Origin of the sequence: Alkalihalophilus lindianensis (genome assembly GCF_032843265.1) — a bacterium.
GTDB classification, from domain to species: Bacteria; Bacillota; Bacilli; order Bacillales; family Bacillaceae_D; genus Alkalihalophilus; species Alkalihalophilus lindianensis.
Window position 1 is genome coordinate 169694 of sequence record NZ_JAWJBA010000002.1, and the last position, 21517, is coordinate 191210.

Sequence of the window (21517 nt, forward strand, 5' to 3'; positions counted from 1 at the left end):
TTATTTAATGAAATTCGTCACGATCTCCTTCTTCAATTACATCTGTTAAACGCTCTGAAAATTCCTCAGCAGCGTTATACCCTAAACGCTTCAGTCGGAAATTCATCGCTGCCACTTCAATAATAACGGCTAAGTTTCGACCAGGACGGACTGGCACTGTTAATTTCTGAATCTCAGAGTCAATAATCTTCATCGTTTCCTCTTCTAAGCCAAGGCGATCGTATGCTTTCTTTTGATCCCATAGCTCTAAATGAATACATAACGCAATGCGTTTAAATGGACGAACAGCTCCTGCACCAAATAGTGTCATCACATTAATAATCCCTAGTCCACGAATTTCTAATAAATGTTGAATTAACTCAGGTGAACGGCCGACTAATGTATTTTCATTTTCTTGACGAATTTCAACCGAATCATCTGCTACCAGTCGGTGACCACGACGCACTAAATCAAGCGCCGTTTCACTTTTCCCCACACCACTGTTTCCAGTGATTAATACACCAATCCCGTAGATATCGACAAGTACTCCATGGACAGCCGTCATAGGAGACATTTCGCTCTCTAAATAGTTCGTCAGTTTACTACTTAAACGAGTGGTCGTCTGTTTCGAGCGCATGAGAGGGACACCATTTTTCTCAGCCGCAGCTAATAGCTCAGGAGGTGCCTCATTATCACGCGAAATGATAATCCCAGGAGTATCATATGTACATAATTTCAGCATTCTTTCTTCTTTAACTTCTTGAGTCAACTGCTCAAAAAACGTTAACTCAGTACGACCGAGCAATTGCAGACGCTTTGCAGGATAGTAGGTAAAGAAACCAGCCATCTCCATCCCTGGTCTTGAAATATCACTTGTCGTAATCGGACGATAGATGCCTTCTTCACCCGCCAGTAATTCTAGCTGAAAATTCTCTAGTAAATCATTTGCCGTCACTTTAGCCATTGTTTTCCCACCTTATATGAATACACGAATTTATCTACTTCTTTAAAATCCTAATTTTCATTTTAGCATGTTTTGATTAGCAAGACGAACAACTCTAATGCCTAAGGGGGTCGAATAGTGACAAATGAAGAGCATTTTTAGCTAGAATTATCTAATTTGACACAAGGAAAAGGCCTAGTTCGATCGACTAGACCTCCACCTATCCTTATTTACGAAGTGGCTTTACAACAAACGTTTGAATCAAAGCGATTAAAATCGATGCCAGTAAAGCCATTCCAAATCCATTAATCACAAACGCATCTCCCATAAGAGCTGCCGTTAGCAATAAGGTTAATGCACTGACTACAAATAAGAATAAACCAAGTGTTAATATCGTAATCGGCAGTGTTAACACAACCAAAATGGGTTTCACAATGGCATTTACAATCGTTAATAACAAGCTGGCAATAAGAGCAGCCCCAATACCGGATAGTTCAAAACCGTCAAATACATACGCTATTAACAGTAAGATGGCTGCATTTATGACTAATCCAACAATCCATCTCATTGCTATTGCACATCCTCTTCATTTGGAATGAGGAAGACAGCAATGAAATAAGCGAGTAAAACTGGAAAACCGGTTGTGATAAAGAATAAAATCACAGTGGCTATTCGTACAATGGTCGAATCCACTCCAAAATACTTGGCGATCCCTCCACAAATACCTGCTAACTTACGATCATGTTGAGTACGAACTAGTTTCTTCATTGATGATCACCTCAATTAGTAGAATCGTGTTGCATTCATTAGTAAGTCGTTTTAACGATCTTTCACTAAAATAGAACCAGTATAGGTAATCGCGTTCACTTTTACACGAGGTGAAGCTTGCTGATTCCCTACAAAGCTCGTGCTTTTTTGAGCGAATTCTTTTTTCTCATCTAAAATTTCATGATTAGCTAGATCAACTGTAAATCCGCCCACATTCGTTTTCAACTTTCCTTCTACACGCATCTCTTGTGGTACATGGAGATGGATGCTGCCAGTCGTTGCTTTTAAATCGGCATAACCGGATTCATTTAGCGATTCTAACTCGTACGTAATGCCGCCATTCACCGTTTCTGCATCGACATCTTGAGCTTTACCAGATAACGTAATGCTGCCATTGACCGTTTTCACATCAACAAGATCTGCTTCTTGATGCTTCAATTCAATCGCTCCATTCACGGTTTCAGCCATAATCTTTTTAGCTTTAATCGATTGAAACGAAATGGGTCCATTTAATGTGTTCACATCTAAAGTGTCGACATCAATCTGTTCCCCTTTTACCGTTCCATTAAACGTATAGAGCTTTAAGTGATCAAAGGTTGTTTTAGGCACATATACCGTCGCTTGCACCTTCATTGACTTTACTTTCGTATGGAAAAGGAGCTTCTGATCATTGACCCGGAATGTTGCTTCCTGTAAGAAGACACGGCGAGCTTCTTCTGCATCCTTTACACGATACACACGCGCCTGACACTCGATCCGAATATCTGACTCTTCCCATGGCACAAACGTGATCGAGCCATTTTCAAGTGAAACGTCGACGTTCGTTGGCGTAAGATCACGATGTTGAAAAATATGATCAACGACAACAGAAGAACCAAAGTTAAAGTCTAGGTCAAAGTCTTTAATTTTTTGGAAAGCCGTATCAATAAAGCTTGCAAAACGTTTTTCAGCCGATGAACCAGACGGACGATTACGCTTCTTGTACTCTTCTCCCTCATCCCAATTCACTTCTGTGGAAAGAGAACTTGGCTCTTGCTGTTGGCTCGTTGTTTCTTTTTTTGTATCCATTGCCTCTAGAAGTTTAATCCCTTCTTCAGCGGTAATCTTGCCATCTTCAATCATTTTTAATATCATTTTACGTTCTTCCATCTTAAAAGCCTCCTTTAAGTATCAAAGCGTAAACCGATTATCCTTTAGAAAAGGTACGCACACATTTGCACGTACCTCTTTGGTTGTGATCTTCTATTGTATTACGGATGACATGGTAAAGATGTTTCATTCTTTTTAGCTTTTTTGTAATTCTTTTTCTTTAATTTGGTTTTCCATGCGTTTACGATCTCGCTCTAAAATGGGTTTCAAGTATTGTCCTGTATAGGATGCTTTTGTTTCCGCGACTTGTTCAGGTGTTCCTTCTGCCACAATCTGACCACCTTTATCGCCACCTTCAGGACCAAGATCAATAATATGATCGACTGTTTTAATGACATCTAAGTTATGCTCAATCACAAGTACTGTCTCACCATTATCAACAAGGCGCTGCAACACTTTTAATAATCGATCAATATCATCAACATGAAGGCCAGTTGTCGGTTCATCGAGAATATAAAGTGTTCTTCCAGTTGCCCGCTTGTGGAGTTGCGAAGCAAGCTTCACTCGCTGTGCTTCCCCGCCTGATAGTGTTGTAGCGGGCTGACCAAGTCGAATATAGCCTAGACCGACATCGACAAGCGTTTGTACTTTCCGTTTGATCTTTGGAATGTTTGCAAAGAATTCCACACTCTCTTCCACCGTCATCTCAAGTACATCGGAAATCGTCTTCCCTTTGTATTGAATCTCGAGCGTTTCACGGTTATAGCGTTTCCCCTCACACACTTCACAAGGAACATACACATCCGGCAAGAAATGCATCTCGATCTTGATAATTCCGTCACCACGGCACGCCTCACAACGTCCACCTTTTACATTGAAGCTGAAACGTCCTTTTTTATAGCCCCGTACCTTGGCTTCATTCGTCATCGCAAATACATCACGAATATCATCAAATACTCCCGTATAGGTCGCTGGATTCGAGCGCGGAGTACGACCGATTGGCGATTGATCAATATCAATCACTTTATCAATCTCATCAATTCCAGCAATTTCTTTATGCATACCTGGCTTGTCTTTGGCACGATGCAGCTTCTGAGCAAGAGATTTATAAACAATCTCATTAATCAGCGTACTTTTACCGGAACCAGATACACCTGTTACTGCCATAAATAATCCTAATGGGAAAGTAACTGAAACATTTTTTAGGTTATTCTCAGTCGCTTTTTTCACCGTAAAGGAACGGCCATCCGACTCCCTTCTCTCAGATGGGAGTGGAATAAACTTTTGCCCTGAAAGGTATTGCCCCGTGAGAGATTCTTTGTTTTCCATAATCTCTTTTGGAGTTCCTTCAGCAATAATTTCACCACCATGTACGCCAGCCCCTGGCCCAATATCAATAATATAATCAGCAGCCAACATCGTATCTTCATCATGTTCGACCACAATTAAGGTGTTACCAAGATTGCGCATATGCTCAAGCGTCTCAATCAGACGATCATTATCGCGTTGATGGAGACCAATCGAAGGCTCATCTAAAATATAGAGCACACCCATTAACGACGAACCAATTTGAGTAGCAAGACGAATCCGCTGCGCTTCGCCACCAGATAGTGTACCCGCTGCCCGAGATAATGATAAATAATCAAGACCAACATTCATCAAGAAGCCAAGACGGTCATTAATCTCTTTTAAAATAAGACGCGCAATCGCATATTCCTTTTCCGTCAACTCTAGATCCTCAAAAAATAGCTTCGCATCTTTTACAGAAAGAGCAGAGATTTCTCCAATATGTCTATCATTGATCTTCACCGCAAGAGCTTCTTTCTTCAAACGATATCCTTTACAGCTCGGGCAATGCTTATGCGTCATATACCCTTCCATTTGCTCACGGATGTAATCAGAGCTCGTCTCATGATAACGACGCGAAATATTTTTAGCGACGCCTTCAAAGACAATCTCGTTTTCCCTTACTTGCCCGAATTCATTTTCATAACGGAAGTAAATCTTCTCTCGTCCACTCCCATGAAGAATTTTATCAAACAGTGCTTCTGGAATTTGTTCAACTGGCTGATCAAGATCAATTCCATAATGATCACTTACAGAAGCAAGAAGCTGCGGATAATATTGTGAGCTGGTAGGCTCCCAAGCCGCAATCGCATGATCTCGCAATGAACGAGTTCGATCCGGTACGACAAGATCAAGATCCACTTCAAGCTTTGAGCCTAATCCATCACAGCTGGGACACGCACCGTACGGACTATTAAATGAAAACATTCTTGGTTCAAGCTCAGAAATCGAGAATCCACATTCAGGACACGCATGATGTTGACTAAACAACAATTCTTCTTCGCCAATGACATCTACTAAGGCGCGACCATCAGCAAGCTGAAGGGCTGTTTCTAACGAATCGGCTAAACGAGAATGGATCCCCTCTTTAATCACAATTCGGTCAATAACGACTTCAATGCTGTGCTTTTTATTTTTCTCAAGCTCAATTTCATCGGCTACTTCTCTCATTTCTCCATTTACACGAACACGTACATAGCCTTGTTTTTTAATATCTTCAAGCACTTTCGCATGAGTCCCTTTACGTCCAGATACGAGTGGAGCAAGGATCTGCATTTTTGTACGCTCTGGATACTCAAGCAAACGATCGACCATTTGCTGAATCGTTTGCGAGGATATTTCAATGCCATGCTTTGGACAAACAGGTCTTCCTATACGCGCATAAAGAAGACGTAAATAGTCATGAATCTCCGTTACCGTCCCCACAGTAGAACGTGGGTTACGGCTTGTTGTTTTCTGATCAATTGAAATAGCGGGAGAAAGCCCCTCAATTGCATCAACATCAGGTTTATCCATTTGACCTAAAAATTGGCGAGCGTAGGCAGAAAGTGATTCTACATAACGTCTTTGCCCTTCCGCGTAGATGGTATCAAAGGCAAGTGATGACTTCCCTGAACCAGATAAGCCCGTTAATACGACGAGCTTGTCGCGTGGAATGGTCACATCGATGTTTTTTAAGTTATGTGACCGTGCTCCTTTAACGACGATTTCTTCTAATGCCATCCTGTTCACCCTTCCGCTTTTAGCTCTAATAATAAATCACGAAGCTCAGCCGCACGCTCAAAGTTCAATTCGCGAGCCGCATCCTTCATTTCTTTTTCCATTCGCTCAATCATAGCTTCTTTATCTTTCTTGCTTAATTTCGTTTTCGGTAAAGCCGTTGTTTCGCCTTCTTCATCCGTTACAACTGTCGCTTGGATAACATCTGGGATTTTCTTTTGAATCGTTTTAGGTGTTATGCCATGCTTTTTATTGTATTCCTCTTGAATGCTGCGGCGTCTTGTCGTCTCATCTATCGCAACTTGCATGGATTTTGTTACCTTATCAGCATACATAATGACATGACCATTTGAATTACGAGCAGCACGTCCCATTGTTTGAATAAGCGATCGCTCTGAGCGCAAGAAGCCTTCTTTATCGGCATCTAAAATGGTTACAAGTGACACTTCAGGAATATCGAGACCTTCTCGTAATAAGTTAATTCCAATGAGTACATCGAACGTTCCCATCCTCAATTGACGAATAATTTCAATCCGTTCAAGTGTTTTCACTTCTGAATGCAAGTAACGAACTTTAATGCCAAGCTCTTTTAAATAATCCGTTAAATCTTCTGACATTTTCTTCGTCAACGTCGTCACTAATACACGTTCATTTTTCTCGGCTCGATCATTGATCTCGCCAATTAAATCGTCAATTTGTCCTTCAATCGGACGAATATCAATCGTAGGGTCAAGTAAACCTGTCGGACGGATGATTTGTTCCACCATTTCCGGCGTATGTTCAAGCTCATACGGACCAGGCGTCGCTGAAACGTACACCCTTTGACCAATTTTCTCTTCAAACTCCTCAAATTTCAAAGGACGATTATCGAGTGCTGATGGCAAACGGAAGCCGTGATTAACGAGAACTTCTTTTCTAGCCCTGTCACCGTTATACATTCCCCGAACTTGCGGAAGTGTAACATGAGACTCATCGACAATTAATAAAAAGTCCTCCGGGAAGAAATCAATCAGCGTGTACGGGGTTGCACCCGCTCCACGTAATGTAAGATGGCGTGAGTAGTTCTCAATCCCTGAGCAAAAACCCATTTCAGCCATCATCTCTAAGTCATAACGTGTACGCTGCTCAAGACGTTGCGCTTCTAGAAGCTTTCCTTCTTCATGCATGTGTTTCAGCTGTTCCTCAAGCTCTATCTCAATATTAGCAATTGCTTTTTTCAATTTCGCTTCACGGGTAACGAAGTGGGATGCCGGGAAGATCGCGACATGATTGCGTTCACCTTTAATCTCACCGGTTAGCGCATCAACTTCTGTAATACGATCAATTTCGTCACCAAAAAACTCGACACGAATACACTGCTCGTCACGAGATGCCGGGAAAATCTCAACAACATCTCCACGCACTCGGAATGTACCACGTGTGAAATTGACATCATTTCGATCATACTGAATATCGACGAGATTACGAAGAAGACCGTTACGGTCCAATTCCATACCCGTACGAAGGGAGACAACTAAGTCACGGTATTCCTCAGGCGAACCTAAGCCGTAAATACAAGAGACACTGGCAATAATAATGACGTCATTTCTCTCAAATAGAGAACTAGTTGCCGAGTGTCTAAGTTTATCTATTTCTTCATTTATACTTGCATCTTTTTCAATATACGTATCGGAACTAGGGACGTAGGCTTCTGGTTGGTAATAATCATAGTAGCTGACAAAATACTCAACAGCATTATTTGGGAAGAACTCTTTAAACTCACTATAGAGCTGACCTGCAAGAGTTTTATTATGAGCAATAATGAGTGTAGGTTTATTTACTTCTTGTATGACATTCGACATGGTAAACGTCTTACCTGTACCGGTCGCGCCAAGCAATGTCTGATGCTTCTTACCTTCTTTTATCCCTGCTACAATCTCTTTGATAGCAGCGGGTTGATCGCCATCTGGCTTATAAGGCGAGTTAAGTTCAAACGTCTGATCCACCAAAAAACCTCCTAACGAACCTATGATCTCTTTGCTTCTAGTATATCACAATCAGCTAGGCTAAAAGCAAATAATAAGAACGTACGTCCCCATTTTTGTTTGCATATGGGAGGGGGGTGAGGAGGGAAAGGCTGTGCGGGAGAGGTGGTATGTGCGGAATCGGGGTGCTTATGTGCGCTATATTGCGTATATGAGCGCTTTTGGCCTGATATGTGTGAAATGCGCCCTTTTATGTGCGCTATTTTGTCTTTATGTGCGAACGCAACCATCGAGGTCCTTATATGTGCGAACGGCCACCCCACTCGCCGCACCCCTGTCGTCAGCACCAGCGCAGCTACCATCCCGCCACACAACCTTCCTCAAAACAAAAAAGAGTCGATCGCATCGACTCTTTCTCTACATTCCTGGACGTTTGATAAGTACTTTTTTTGCTACCCATATTCCGACTAGAAAAGAGGGAATCGCCAGCAGCAGCAACCACCATGGCTTGTCGTACACGCTCATAACCGAGAGGACGACCATCCACGTCACAACACTTGCTCCAATTAAACTAAAGGTTACTCTTGTTGTGATAACGATTAGTAAAAATGGAGTGATCAACGCTAATAAAATCTCTGACATGCTATTAGTAAGTCTCCTTTACTCGGACTAAAACCTATATAACTGAATCTTGTAATTGATAATCATGCTTAACTAATAATACACCGAGTTGATGATGTTGCCCATCATAGAGGGCACCTTGTGCAAATCGAACTTCCCCTGCATGATCGAGCACATCTAATTTACAAAAAGCAGCTGCATTAAGTTGGAGTGCTTCATAGAAGCTTTTTTCATCTTGAACCGTTTGCCCGTTTACTTTGACAATCGTCTCTCCGACTTCAAGCTTCATCTTCGTAGCAGGACTCCCTGGAATGATCCCTAAAATGACGCATCCTTTTTGCTTTGAATTATAAAAGGCTGGCTGAGATTCATCTCGTGATTTAGCGACCATCCATAATAATTCACGTGAGATAATCGCAATCGACGCCATAAGAACAGCAACAAACGGATACCAATAGCTCACAACAGCGAGCACCGCTAAAAGCAACCCGACTCCCACAACACGCATTCCCATCATCTTAATCGGTGCGCTAGGCAGACTTGAACGTACTTGTTGCTGAAAGCCGATTAATACCGGAAATAAAATCGGTTGAAAGCTTGTTTCTCCTAATGTAAATACAGGCCAAAATTCAAAGCTTGGAATAATGCCTTCCGGTACAAGGAAGAAAACAGGCACAATCCACATCCGTTTTGCCTCTTGGAACCCAACCCATTTTCCTCGTTTACTACGTTCAACACCTGGTGATGTATACACATCGCCATTGCGATAAATGAGAATTCCTTCTCCAATAACTAGTAATGCTAAAATAAGGGCGAATTGATAAAGAGGAAATTCACCAACAGCTGCCACACCTTCTGCTAGATAAGGAATATCACCAACAAAAGGAGCAAATGCAATCGCTAATAGGGCAAGTCCCATCACATAAGCTGGGGACATCCACCTCACATACGTGGTCAGTACCATCAGAATGGTGACCCCGATCATCAAGAACAGCAAAGGAATCGTAATCACAATACCAGCCCCTAATGTGGCGACTGAAATCAATAACCCGACTACAACTGCTGACCAAAACGGAATAACGAAATCAGCGATTCGATCCGTTACTCGTGTATGAAAAGCCACTCGTTCTTTTTGAACGCGGCGATGAGCTATTAAAAAAATAACGAATAAACCTATGTACAAAATGGGATTGGCAAAAAAACTACCAATAGTAAGTCCCAAGCTTTTCAGAATGTCTATTATCATACATCTAACGCCTCCAGAACTCTTTCTCTCTATTCTACCTTATATACACGAAAAAGAGATAACAGATCTGTGAGAAATTATGATTTTTGATAGTTTGTTAGATTTTAAGCGATCGCCATCAAAAAAAGAGACGCAAGAGCATTTCAATGCTTGCGTCTCGCTATCTTCTTATTGTTGTGCTTGTTTGATGATTAACTCAATCGCTGTTTGAAGCTGCTTGTCATTTGATTCTTCGCGAACTTCATCGACAATGATTTGTTGCAGGATACTAGCTGTTTCCTCGTCAATTTCACCTGTCACATTTAATCCTTCAGCTTGCTGGAAGGCACGAACAGCTTCCTCGGTTTGTTCATCAAAATACCCATCTGTACGTCCAGTCTCATACCCCAGTCCTTTAAGCATCGTTTGGGCACTTCTTGTTTGCTCATTCATCATATCAAGCGTTAATGTTTCATTTCCTGTTAATGGTGCAGAGTAGAAGTAGTCCGGCTGCATCACTTCAACCGTTGGCTCTACGCCTTCACCATTAATATCATTTCCAGCTGATGTCAGCCATCTGAATAATGAAAGCTTTAACTCACTTCCATCACCAAGTTGAATCGTTTGTTGAACCGTCCCTTTGCCGAACGTCGTCTCACCGACAACATCATAATCACCTGCTTCAATTAATGCCGCAGACAAGATTTCAGATGCCGAAGCACTCGAGCGATCCGTTAGGCCTACAATCGGATAAGGCTTTCTCTCATCAAGTGAGGACACATAGCGAACTCTCTCGCCTGTACGATCTTGGATTTGAACAATCGGCTCTCCACCAGGAATAATTAATTTCCCGATTTTCTCTACACTATCTAAGTAACCACCCGGATTCCCACGAACATCGATTAACAAGCCATCAATCCCTTGGGACTCTAATTCTTCAAGCCCTTCCTCAAAACGGTCTGCTGTGTCTGAAGAGAAAGAAGTAATATCGAGCAACCCAATCGTTTGGCCGTCACGTTCAATCGTACTGACACGAACCGTCTCAATCGGAATATCATCACGAATAACTGGAATCGTTAAAAATTCATTGGCACCAGCACGTTCGACTGTTAGAGTTACCGTCGTCCCTTTTTCACCACGGATTTTCAACACTGCTTCATAAAGTGATAATCCGTCAGTCGATTCTCCGTCAATTTCAATAATTTTATCGTTTGGTTGAAGGCCAGCATTCTCAGCTGGTGACTCACGGAATGGAGCGACAATTGTGACGGTACCATCCGTCATACTCACTTCAGCACCAATTCCTTCAAAGCTTGATCCAAGTGATTCGACGAATTGATTAGCTGTTTCTTGATCCATGTAAACGGAATAGGGATCATCGAGCGTATCAAGCATTCCTTCAATCGCCCCTTGGATGAGCGTTTCTTCATCTACTTCTTCTACATATTGCTCTTGAATAATCGCCAGTGTTTTGGCAATTTTCTCAAGAGACTCAACGTCTGTTACAACTTCTTCTTGATTAGGTTGATTTTCCGATTCTGAGGTTGAAGCCTGCTCATTGCCATCTAATGCAAATGAACCTGTAAATAAAAACACACTTCCTAATCCGATCGCTACTACAGCGACTAGTATGAGAAGCAATTTCTTGCTATTCATCCCTCACCACTCCCACTCGATTTCAAGCCTCAAGGGCCGATTCATTGTCTCGATGTTCAGCCAAGCCAAGCTTTTCAAAAAATTGTATGGTTGATAAGTGCAACAAAGGGCATTACACGCGCATGTGCAATGCCCTCATCTACACCCATCTTATGCTTAGCTTGTACGTAATATGTCGCGCGAATCTATTACTTCCATTTTAAACAAGGATGTTTCGTAAGTCAAAAGACGGTGGCTCTTAGACTATGAAAGATTGTCAAAACAATCTTGTAGAAACTCACTTTATCGCAAATCTTACTAGACGCCACCCTTAACAGCCCGAGCTCATCAGTACGTATTGTGCGCCCTTATAATGTAGGTCATAAGAAACCATGTAACATTACCTCCCTAGTTTTCAGACAATTACGAATTAATAGTGTATAAAAAAACTGTACCTTAAATTCCGATCTATAGGAGGACATGTTAAATGACTGTAACTGAAATCTTCAAATTTAAGAGTGAGCGAATTAAAGTGCTACATTTTACTTGGTTCGCATTCTTTATTTCTTTTTTTACTTGGTATAATATGGCCCCACTCGCGACAACCATGCTTGAAACAATGGATTGGTTAACTCCGCAACATATTGCTGCTTTAGGGATTTGTAATGTTGCATTAACCATTCCCGCACGCGTAATCATAGGAACCTTATTAGATAAATACGGACCAAGAAAGGTTTATTCGGCTCTACTCATCACGATGTCTTTCCCGGCAATTGTTTTTGCCTTTGGAGATAGTTGGGCACAATTAATGATCGCACGTTTAGTTTTAGGAAGCATCGGGGCTAGTTTTGTGATCGGGATTCGAATGGTAGCAGAGTGGTTCCCACCAAAAAGCATTGGTTTTGCCGAAGGAATTTATGGAGGCTGGGGTAATTTCGGGTCTGCTGTTGCCGCTATGCTCCTCCCTTGGTTTGCCTTAACCTTATTAGGTGGAGATAATGGGTGGAGATATGCTTTAGCGTTTACAGGTGTTAGTTGTTTTGTTTATGGGATTATTTATTACTTTAATGTCAAAGACACACCAGAAGGAAAAGAATTTATTAGACCTAAACGGACCGGAGCACTAGAAGTAAGTAGCTGGGGAGACTTAGCACAATTGATCTTTTGGACGATCCCCCTAGGCGGTGCTTTAGCTCTTAGTGCATGGAGATTAGCCGGCTTAGGCTTTATCACTTCTACTGCCCTTTATCTTGTTTACGCTGTTATTGGCCTCACCCTTGTGTATCAGATCTATATGATTTTAAAAGTGAATATCCCTATTTTGAAAAAAGGGGTGCCCGAGGATGACCAGTATAAGTTTAAGAATGTCGGCGCACTAAACAGCACCTATTTCGCTAACTTTGGGGCTGAGCTTGCGATTGTCTCTATGCTCCCTATGTTTTTTCAATTAACATTCTCACTTTCTGCCTCCCAAGCAGGGCTAATAGCCGCTTCGTTCGCATTTGTAAATCTATTAGCCAGACCATTAGGAGGAGTACTTTCAGATCGTATGGGTAGCAGGCGTAAGGTGATGCTTATCTATATGTTTGGTATCACACTTGGCCTTTTTGGAATGGGCTTTGTCGATTCTAACTGGCCATTACTACTAGCCGTTGCCATCACCGTTTTAACGTCGATGTTTATCCAAGGGGCAGAAGGTGCTACATTTGCCGTTATACCAATGATCAAAAAAAGAGTAACAGGACAAATTGCCGGAATGGCTGGCGCATATGGGAATGTCGGTGCGACGATTTACTTAACACTTTATACATTCGTAACACCACAGCAATTCTTCTTCATTCTTGCTACAGGAGCGCTTATAAGCTTTGTGATTTGTTACTTCACTTTAGAAGAACCTAAAAACTCCTTTAGTGAAGAATACTATATGTCTTCAGATGAGCTGAAAGTTGCTGAAGTTGAGGTTACGACTAACGATGTTGAAGAGAAACCTCTACAAAGAAAGGTTCTATAAACAAACCTTTACATAAAACCCGTTCCCCCAGCTATAGTTGGGAGAGCGGGTTTTATCATGTTCATAGGAAGTAACTTCATAGAAAATAGCCTGTTATCAACTAACAGGCTAACAATGATGTTATTCTACAGGACTTATTTTGACAGCACTCACCTTGAACCCGGGCATTTTGCAGGTTGGATCGAGCTTTTTTGAGATAAGTTGATTAACATTTTGGCTATCAGCCCAGTGGAACGGGACAAATACTGTATCCTTTCGTATCGCCTCAGAACGCTTACTTCTTACAACAATGCTTCCCCGTTCTGATTCTATTTTGACTAAGGTCTGATCTTTGATTTGATATTTTTCTGCTGTTGCTGGGTGGATTTCCATATAGGATTCGAACTCTCTTGCAGCGAGTGTCGAGCTCTTACGTGTTTGTACACCTGTAAGATAGTGAGACATGACCCTCCCTGTTGTTAAATATAATGGAAAGTCCTCGGTTGGTTTTTCTTTTTCTACCTCTGGTTTATTTGAGACAGCTACCATCTTTGCCTTGCCATTAAGATGGGCAAATTGATGTTCAAATAGTCGTGTTGTTCCACGATGATCTTCATCTGGGCACGGCCATAGTATACCTTCCTCTTGCCTTAGACGATCATACGTGATCCCTGAATAATCAGCCAACCCTCCACGAGTTGCCTCTCTTATTTCTTCAAAGATTTCTTCTGGAGAATTAAATGAAAAATATTCTCCTTTTTCAAGGGCTTTAGCCACCTCACAAAGAATTTCCCAGTCATGCTTCGCCTCACCCCATAACGGAAAGCTCGCCTCCCGTAATGTCACTCGCCCTTCGACATTTGTCATCGTACCAGGCGTTTCTAGATAAGAGGTAGCTGGTAGAATCAAATCAGCTAAACGAGCTGTTTCTGAAACAAATAGATCGACTGCTACAAAGAAATCTAATTTTTTTATCGCTTGCTTGACGAATGCTGCACTTGGATTTGAGACAACGGGGTTCGAACACATCAGAAATAACCCTTTTATCTCACCTTCATCCATCTTTTCAATCATTTCAAAAGCAGACACACCCTTATGAGGTAAATCCTCTTCACGAATGCCCCATACATCGGCAATATATCTCCTATGCTCTTGATTTTCGATGGAACGATAGCCTGGCAATTGATCTGATTTTTGCCCGTGTTCTCTTGCTCCTTGACCATTTCCTTGACCTGTTACGGCCCCGAACCCTGAGAACGGCTTGCCAATTTTCCCTGTGGCTAAAAGAATATTTAAGAAATTCCGAACAGCTATAGAACCATCCGTTTGTTGCTCCACTCCCCTTGCTGTAAAGATCATTCCGGATTCTTCTTTGCCAAAAACCGTCGCAGCTTTTACTATTTTTTCACTCGGAACACCTGTCAACTCTGCGATTTCCTCTAAGTCTAATGAGGCTACATACTCATTAACTTCAGAAAAACCATCAACTCTTCTTTCTAAAAAAGATTGATCGATTAATTCTTCCTCGATAATGACCTTTAATATTCCATTTGCTAAAGCTGCATCCATGCCTGGCTTCACTTTCAAATGTAAGTCTGCTAGTTTTGTCGTTGCTGTTTCCCTTGGATCAATCGCTATAATAAAGCAACCATTCTCTTTTGCTCGCTCAAAATAAGGCATAATAGTTGGCTGGCATTCGGCTATATTTGTTCCAGCTAAGATCATACACCTTGTCTGAGGAATTTCTTGAATACTATTGGTAAATCCACGATCCATCCCAAATGTTTGAGTTGCAGCTGATGCAGCTGATGACATGCATAAGCGACCATTGTAATCAATGTACCTCGTTTTAAGCGCCACACGGGCAAACTTTCCTAATAAATAGGCTTCTTCATTTGTAATCGTGGCACTGCCATAAACAGAAAGGGCATCATTACCATGCAAACTTTGGATTTCAGTGAATTTTTCTTTTATGAGTTGTAAAGCTTCATCCCATGAAATCTTTTGAAATTCACCATTCACTTTTAAGAGAGGGTGTTTAATCCGATCACCATGTATCGCATGCTGGTGTGCATGAAGTCCTTTTATACATATTCGCCCTTCAGAGGTGGGATTGTCCTTCGCTATAGTCTGATATCTTTTTCTAGTGACTGTTGATTGCTCAATCAGCTGCATCTTACATTGCATGCTGCAAAAAGGGCATTGGGTATCATAGATCTTTTCAGTTTGAGTTTCTTTTTGCTTCTTACGGAAATAGCGCAATAACATCTCGGTCATGAATACCATCCTTTATCAACAAAGTTAGAGAAAAGCACTCTATACTAACGCTTTTAAATCAGTTCTGCCACAATCTTTTTACGTTGTTTCATTTCCAATTCCAAATTTTCCGATAATTGTTTTCGTAACTCATCATCAAATAAAACCTCTCTTATATGAACTAGGCTCACTCGATCAATCCATTCCCATGAGCGTTCGCCGTACTTAGCCGTTTCACGATAATATTGAATGAAACCAATAACCATTTCGTACAATTTTTTATTTGTATCAGCCACGCACAACAACTGACCTGATCTCACACTGCGACCACTACTGCCCCCCACATACATTTCCCAGCCTTGATCGGTTTGAATGACACCAACATCCTTGGTTGTTGAACCTGCTCCATTATGTAGACAAGCAGATATACCCATTTTCAAACGGTAGGGAGTTACTACATAATCGGTTGTTTTCTCAATTTCCACGGCCAATTGAAGAGCTTGACGTTTATCGCATGTACAAATTGTCTCACCAATGCAAGTCTTTATATTTTGAACCGTATTTCCATATGTGCTGCTTAACGGCAAATCAATTTTTTCCCAAATGGCTTCAAGATCCTTCTGAGCTATTCCCATTAAAGTTAGTCTTTGTTCACTCGTTATGGCTACTTGCGGAATGTTGTATTGCTCGATGGCATCTGCAACTTTACGTAATTCTTCAGCACTCGTTAACCCTCCATACATCTGTGGTGTAATCGAGTAAGATCCATCACTTTGCATCGTCGCATTCATACGTTCATTAATAAATAAGGATGGTTGTTCTTTTTCATATTCAGGGTAGATCATTCCTAAATAGTATTGTATGGCCGAAAGACATGTTGAACATCCACCTTCCGTTAACCAACCAAGCTCGCTCATAACCTCATCTACTGATCTGAGATGACGAATTTGCAGTTCATTAACTAACTCTTCATCTGTTAAGGTTGTACATGAGCATAAGGTTACTTTTTCAATAACCTCATCGAAGTCCTCACTTTGAATGTACGTTAGTAACTCAGTAACAAGCGGCTTACACCCACCACAAGCACTTGAAGCTTTTGTACAGCTCTTAATTTCTTCTACTGTTGTTATATTATTAAGTTGACATGACTCCAAGATTGTACCTTTCGTGACGCCATTGCAATTACAAATGAGCTCTGTATGTTCCATAGAAGATACCTGCCAACTATTGTGATCACTCGTTTGCAATAGCAGCATTTTTTCCTCATCGGTCATTACTTTTTGTTTGGTGATCATATCAACTAAACGATTGCCGACTTTTGCATCCCCGTATAGGACTGCTCCTAGAATTTTGTCATCTTTTAAAACCAGTTTCTTATAAATATTTGCCTGTTCGTCGTAATGAGTAATGGTTTTTGTTGTTTCATCTCCAACGAAATCTCCTACAGAAAATACATCCACTCCCGAAATTTTTAACTGAGTCGATAAAGTAGAACCTTGATAACCTTGCGAATCGATACCACAAATATGCTTCGCTAATTCTCTGCCTTGTTCATATAAAGGCTTAACAAGGCCATAAACATTCCCTCTATGCTCAGCACACTCGCCAACTGCGTAGACATCAGGTACATTTGTTTGGAGGTAATCATTGACGATAATAGCACGATTTGTTTCAATCCTACTTCCCTTCATCAGTTTTATATTTGGCCTTACTCCAACTGCCATGATGATTGCTTCAGCTTTTACTTCTGTTCCGTCTTTAAAACGTAAGCCTTCAACAGAATCCCCACCGATTATTTCAGCTGATGCTTTTTCTAGCAGAAAGTTCACGCCCTGATTCTCAAGCTCCCGCTGTAGCATGATTGAAGCTGTTGGATCCAATTGTCTTTCCATAATATGTTTAGAAAGATGAACAACATCGACTTCCATTCCTAAATGAAGTAGTCCTCTAGCTGCTTCTAAACCTAATAACCCCCCACCAATGACAACTGCTTTTTTATGATGCTTAGACATGTCGATGATCTTCTCGCAATCTTCTATCGTACGAAAATTAATAACTCTTTTTTTATCATTTCCCGGTAGTGGTAAAACAAATGGATGTGAGCCCGTAGCCACAATGGCTTTATCATAAGATACTTCTCTATTTTGATCTGTACGTAGAAGCTTGTTATCTGGATCTATATATGTGACTGTCTCACCTGTATACAATGTAATGTTATTTTTCTCATACCAAGACCGATCATTTATCGTAATATCTTCTACCTTTGTTGACCCTTGTAAAACCGTTGATAAGAGAATTCGATTGTAATTATAATGGGGCTCACTTCCAAAGACTGTTATCTCAAATGCATTAGGCTGATGATTTAAGATTTCTTGAACGCAGTTGATTCCTGCCATCCCGTTTCCAATCACCACTAACCTTTGCTTTCTCATTATTGAAACCCTCCCGATCCTGAATTGCCCTATTTTTATTTAGCTATATTGAAGCAAACCATCTATTCTTCTCGATCATATATAGTTTCATTTTATCGAACATAGGAGGGTAAAATCTTCGTTTATGTCAGATCACTTGACACACTATTATGAAGTAACCGTCTAAACAAACGTTTAATTGAGACCTCTTCCATTTATTACTAGATGTAATGCACACAAAAAAAACACAACTTGTAAGTTTACAAGTTGTGCTTTTGGTATTTAAAGGTCATTCTTAACGTGGAATATATTTCATAGGGTCAACAGAGTTTGATTTCGCTCCGTTCCAGCCACCTTCATGTACTTCAAAGTGTAAATGTGGTCCAAATGAACGGCCAGTGTTACCCATCATACCTAGGCGTTGACCTTTTGACACACTTTGACCTGCACTTACTTCACGGTTCTCTAAGTGTGCATATAATGTAGTGATTTGCTTGCCATTAACCATATGCGAGATTAATACAGTGTTTCCATAACTTGAAGAATAGTAAGACTGAACAACTTGTCCATCTGCTACTGCGACAATTGGAACATCACCTGTACGACCATTTTTACCGATATCAATACCGTGGTGCATACGGCCACCAAATGATGAACGAGGTCCGTAAGTTGAGGTAATGGTACCCGTTGCCGGACGCATAAATCCAGAGTTCGTTACAGCAGGTGCACTATGTTGAGTGTTGCTGCTGGCATTTGAACTTGAATTTGATGAGTTTGAGTTTGAACTAGAGCTAGAATTCGAGCTAGAGCTTGAATCTGAACTTCTAGATGTTGTTTGTTGGGCTGCTGCTGCTTTTTTAGCTGCTTCAGCTGCTGCCGCTTCCTCTTGCTTGCGTTTCTCTTCTTCTTGACGCTTACGTTCTTGCTCTGCTTCGTATTCAGCAAGTTGCTGCTGTAGTGCTGCTTCTTGTTGTTTTAAGATTTCATTTTCATTATCTAAGTTTCCTAGATCCGTATGAAGCTCGCCTTCTTTTTGTTCAAGTTGACCAAGAAGACGGTCTTTTTCTTGACGTTGTTCTTCTAGTTGCGCACTTAGCTCTTCAAGCTCGATTAACTGTTGCTCTAAATTAGCAAGCTCTTCTTCCACTTGCTCTTTCGCATCTTCAAGAGCTAAGTGATCTTCCATATGTGCTTCTAAAATACTGCGGTCTTGTTGAGCAATAACCGTCAATGCACTGATACGATCAAGAAAATCACCAAAATCTTTTGAACCAAGAATCACTTCAAGGTAATCAATCGAACCACCTGATTGGTACATAGAACGAGCGCGATCCTTTAATAACTCATCGCGTTCAGCGATACGCTCTTCTAAAATCACAATCTCCTCTTGCAGTTGTTCAATATGCTCACGAGTCTCTTCAATCTCTGCACGCTTTTCACGTAGCTTTTGATTCGTTTCTGACATCTTTTCATCAATCTCTTGCATTTCAGCATTAACCTCTGCTAATTCACTTTCAATCTCAGCGATCTCTGCTTCTGTTTGGTTTGCTTTTTCTGAGTTTTGTTGTTGTTCACGTTGAACATCAGAGATCTGATTTTTAAGATCACTATTAGCATGAGCTACATCAGATGTACTAGTGAACCCAAATGAACTAAACGTAAGTATTGCAGCTGCTGCGACTAATCCGATTCTTCTCCTCATTCGACCTTGCTCCCCCTCATATGTAAGGTAGCAGCCATCGCTGCTACCATTTCATCTACATTCATATTCTACTAAACTTTTAAGAATTTACGTACTGACATCACGCTTCCCCACACACCAATAAAGGCTCCAATTCCAATTAGGAGCGCAGCAATTTGCCACAAGTATGGGAATGGCGGTAACAACGAAAAGAATAATGTTTCAAACTGTTGTCCAAATCTTGAGTAGAGGTAGGCATATCCAAATCCTAAAGCAAGGATCGGTATTAAGGAACCAACGATTCCAAGTAACATTCCTTCTACAAAAAATGGCCAGCGAATGAATCCATTTGTTGCCCCTACGAGTTTCATAATTTGAATTTCTCGTTTTCTAGCAATAATTGTAATTTTAATCGTGTTGGCAATTAAGAACATTGCCGTAAACATCATCCCAACAATAAGGATAATCCCGATTGTACGAGCTAATTCTGTAAAGGCGAAAAGTCGCTCAACAAATCCTTGTCCATAGTTGACGGATTCGACATACGGTAACTCTTCAACCTCACTTGCTACTGACTCTGTTAATTGAGGACTTGTTGCTCTGACGACGAACGCGTCATTTAATGGATTCTCTTCACGAATCGATTCGAACGCTCCACCTGCATCATTTAAACTATCAATTAACTGATCGAGTCCTTCATCTTTACTTAAAAAGGTCACACCTTCAACATTCTCGGTGGCCTCTATTTCCTCTTTTAGTTCTTCTTGCTGTTCAGGTGTTGCGGTAAGCTCAATATAGGCTCTGATCTCAACGTCATCTTCCACACTATCAGCAAAACTATTAGCATTTAAGATTAAGAGTAAGAAAGCCCCTACAACAAACAACATAACAGTAACGGCACTAATCGATGCAAATGTCATCCAGCCGTTCCGGCCGAGGTTCTTCGTTCCTTCTTTCACATGACGCCCGAGGGTTCTAAATTTCATAACCGTAGTCCCCCCTTGCCTGATCACGTACGACTCGTCCACTTTCAATCGCGATCACTCGTTTTTTGATCGTGTTTACGATGCCTTGGTTATGAGTTGCCATCACTACAGTTGTACCGCGCTGATTAATATCCTCTAAGATATCCATGATCTCCCATGCTGTATCAGGATCAAGATTCCCTGTAGGCTCATCTGCAATCAGCACATCTGGACGGTTGACAATCGCTCGAGCAATCGCTACACGCTGCTGCTCACCACCAGATAACTCATCCGGCAGCGCCCTTGCTTTATTTTTAAGATGAACGATATCAAGAACATCCATTACTTTCCGCTTAATAACAGCCGGATTCTCCTCGATAACTTCTAGGGCGAATGAGACGTTTTCATAGACTGTTAAACTTGAAAGAAGCTTGAAGTCTTGGAAAACAACCCCGATTCTTCGACGTAAAAGAGGAATATGTCTCTCTTTTATTTTCGAAAGATTCGTCTCATCAATAAGAATATCACCTTTTGTTGGACGTTCTTCTCGGTACATCATTTTAATGAATGTAGACTTACCAGCACCACTGGGTCCTACAACATAAACGAATTCACCTTTTTCAATTTTTATATTAATTCCATTAATGGCATGAACATTGTTTGGATACATCTTCCAAACATCTTTCATTTCGATCAACACTATCACTTCCTTGCGTTCAGTCTCTCATGGTGTCTATTAACCTTCATGATTCCTACGAACGCTGCTTTCTTAAGCAACTTAATACGACCTTTTGAAGTCTGTATTTTTTGTAGAATGCTCACCTAATCTGTCGGTTTGCTTACCCATTATACCATTATTTAAAACTTGTGCATGTTCATTTATGTTACATTTTCATTTCAATAGATCGAGTGAATGTAAAAAAA

The 21517-nt window shown here is 41.0% G+C and carries 15 protein-coding genes; 1 reads left to right on the forward strand and 14 read right to left on the reverse strand.

Annotation, left to right across the window (positions count from 1 at the left end; genetic code table 11):
• Positions 1-4: 4 nt before the first annotated feature.
• The 9 genes from hprK to RYX56_RS07665 all read right to left on the reverse strand — a co-directional run bounded on the left by hprK (position 5) and on the right by RYX56_RS07665 (position 11311).
• A complete protein-coding gene (gene hprK / locus RYX56_RS07625; RefSeq protein ID WP_317121478.1) occupies positions 5-943 on the reverse strand; it encodes an HPr(Ser) kinase/phosphatase in 939 nt (312 codons plus the stop codon).
• 205 nt (positions 944-1148) lie between these two features.
• A complete protein-coding gene (locus RYX56_RS07630) occupies positions 1149-1490 on the reverse strand; it encodes a phage holin family protein (protein ID WP_317121479.1) in 342 nt (113 codons plus the stop codon).
• Between the two features lie 2 nt (positions 1491-1492).
• A complete protein-coding gene (locus RYX56_RS07635) occupies positions 1493-1690 on the reverse strand; it encodes a PspC domain-containing protein (protein ID WP_317121480.1) in 198 nt (65 codons plus the stop codon).
• A gap of 51 nt (positions 1691-1741) precedes the next feature.
• Entirely contained in the window at positions 1742-2839 is a 1098-nt protein-coding gene (locus RYX56_RS07640; RefSeq protein ID WP_317121481.1) for a DUF4097 family beta strand repeat-containing protein, read from the reverse strand.
• A 135-nt stretch (positions 2840-2974) separates the two neighbouring features.
• On the reverse strand, positions 2975-5848 hold the full coding sequence (uvrA, locus tag RYX56_RS07645) for an excinuclease ABC subunit UvrA (protein WP_317121482.1): 2874 nt from the start codon (positions 5846-5848) through the stop codon (positions 2975-2977).
• Positions 5849-5853: 5 nt separating this feature from the next.
• Positions 5854-7830 (reverse strand): excinuclease ABC subunit UvrB, encoded by a 1977-nt coding sequence (gene uvrB, locus RYX56_RS07650; RefSeq protein ID WP_317121483.1) that lies wholly within the window; start codon positions 7828-7830, stop codon positions 5854-5856.
• Between the two features lie 396 nt (positions 7831-8226).
• Positions 8227-8451 carry a DUF2198 family protein gene (locus RYX56_RS07655; protein ID WP_317121484.1) on the reverse strand — a complete coding sequence of 75 codons (225 nt, stop codon included), beginning with the start codon at positions 8449-8451 and terminating at the stop codon, positions 8227-8229.
• A gap of 34 nt (positions 8452-8485) precedes the next feature.
• Positions 8486-9676, reverse strand: coding sequence for a PDZ domain-containing protein (locus RYX56_RS07660; protein ID WP_317121485.1), 1191 nt, complete (start codon positions 9674-9676; stop codon positions 8486-8488).
• 168 nt (positions 9677-9844) lie between these two features.
• The gene (locus RYX56_RS07665) at positions 9845-11311 is read right to left on the reverse strand and encodes a S41 family peptidase (RefSeq protein ID WP_317121486.1); all 1467 of its coding nucleotides are present in this window, start codon (positions 11309-11311) and stop codon (positions 9845-9847) included.
• Positions 11312-11777: 466 nt separating this feature from the next.
• On the opposite strand from RYX56_RS07665, the gene RYX56_RS07670 reads away from it, so the two are divergent.
• Entirely contained in the window at positions 11778-13301 is a 1524-nt protein-coding gene (locus RYX56_RS07670; RefSeq protein ID WP_317121487.1) for an MFS transporter, read from the forward strand.
• Between the two features lie 120 nt (positions 13302-13421).
• Here RYX56_RS07670 and nasC read toward each other — a convergent pair whose 3' ends face one another.
• The 5 genes from nasC to ftsE form a co-directional block, all read right to left on the reverse strand.
• On the reverse strand, positions 13422-15557 hold the full coding sequence (gene nasC, locus RYX56_RS07675) for an assimilatory nitrate reductase catalytic subunit NasC (protein ID WP_317121488.1): 2136 nt from the start codon (positions 15555-15557) through the stop codon (positions 13422-13424).
• Positions 15558-15610: 53 nt separating this feature from the next.
• Positions 15611-17968 carry a nitrite reductase large subunit NirB gene (gene nirB / locus RYX56_RS07680; protein ID WP_317121489.1) on the reverse strand — a complete coding sequence of 786 codons (2358 nt, stop codon included), beginning with the start codon at positions 17966-17968 and terminating at the stop codon, positions 15611-15613.
• A gap of 274 nt (positions 17969-18242) precedes the next feature.
• Complete coding sequence (locus RYX56_RS07685) at positions 18243-19649, reverse strand: murein hydrolase activator EnvC family protein (protein WP_317121490.1); 1407 nt, start codon at positions 19647-19649, stop codon at positions 18243-18245.
• Positions 19650-19720: 71 nt separating this feature from the next.
• Positions 19721-20614, reverse strand: coding sequence for a permease-like cell division protein FtsX (gene ftsX, locus RYX56_RS07690; protein WP_317121491.1), 894 nt, complete (start codon positions 20612-20614; stop codon positions 19721-19723).
• Positions 20604-21290: a cell division ATP-binding protein FtsE gene (gene ftsE, locus RYX56_RS07695; protein ID WP_317121492.1), complete on the reverse strand. Its 687-nt coding sequence runs from the start codon at positions 21288-21290 to the stop codon at positions 20604-20606. Before ftsE ends, ftsX begins: the two co-directional genes overlap by 11 nt.
• Between the last annotated feature and the right edge of the window lie 227 nt (positions 21291-21517).

What these genes read in the sequence shown, in the direction of transcription:
- ftsX (WP_317121491.1), bottom strand. Translation starts at nt 20,614, where the DNA reads ATGAAATTTAGAACCCTCGGGCGTCATGTGAAAGAAGGAACGAAGAAC.
- RYX56_RS07635 (WP_317121480.1), bottom strand. Translation starts at nt 1,690, where the DNA reads ATGAAGAAACTAGTTCGTACTCAACATGATCGTAAGTTAGCAGGTATT.
- hprK (WP_317121478.1), bottom strand. Translation starts at nt 943, where the DNA reads ATGGCTAAAGTGACGGCAAATGATTTACTAGAGAATTTTCAGCTAGAA.
- RYX56_RS07640 (WP_317121481.1), bottom strand. Translation starts at nt 2,839, where the DNA reads ATGGAAGAACGTAAAATGATATTAAAAATGATTGAAGATGGCAAGATT.
- RYX56_RS07660 (WP_317121485.1), bottom strand. Translation starts at nt 9,676, where the DNA reads ATGATAATAGACATTCTGAAAAGCTTGGGACTTACTATTGGTAGTTTT.
- RYX56_RS07685 (WP_317121490.1), bottom strand. Translation starts at nt 19,649, where the DNA reads ATGAGGAGAAGAATCGGATTAGTCGCAGCAGCTGCAATACTTACGTTT.
- RYX56_RS07670 (WP_317121487.1), top strand. Translation starts at nt 11,778, where the DNA reads ATGACTGTAACTGAAATCTTCAAATTTAAGAGTGAGCGAATTAAAGTG.
- RYX56_RS07630 (WP_317121479.1), bottom strand. Translation starts at nt 1,490, where the DNA reads ATGAGATGGATTGTTGGATTAGTCATAAATGCAGCCATCTTACTGTTA.
- RYX56_RS07665 (WP_317121486.1), bottom strand. Translation starts at nt 11,311, where the DNA reads ATGAATAGCAAGAAATTGCTTCTCATACTAGTCGCTGTAGTAGCGATC.
- uvrA (WP_317121482.1), bottom strand. Translation starts at nt 5,848, where the DNA reads ATGGCATTAGAAGAAATCGTCGTTAAAGGAGCACGGTCACATAACTTA.
- nirB (WP_317121489.1), bottom strand. Translation starts at nt 17,968, where the DNA reads ATGAGAAAGCAAAGGTTAGTGGTGATTGGAAACGGGATGGCAGGAATC.
- RYX56_RS07655 (WP_317121484.1), bottom strand. Translation starts at nt 8,451, where the DNA reads ATGTCAGAGATTTTATTAGCGTTGATCACTCCATTTTTACTAATCGTT.
- nasC (WP_317121488.1), bottom strand. Translation starts at nt 15,557, where the DNA reads ATGACCGAGATGTTATTGCGCTATTTCCGTAAGAAGCAAAAAGAAACT.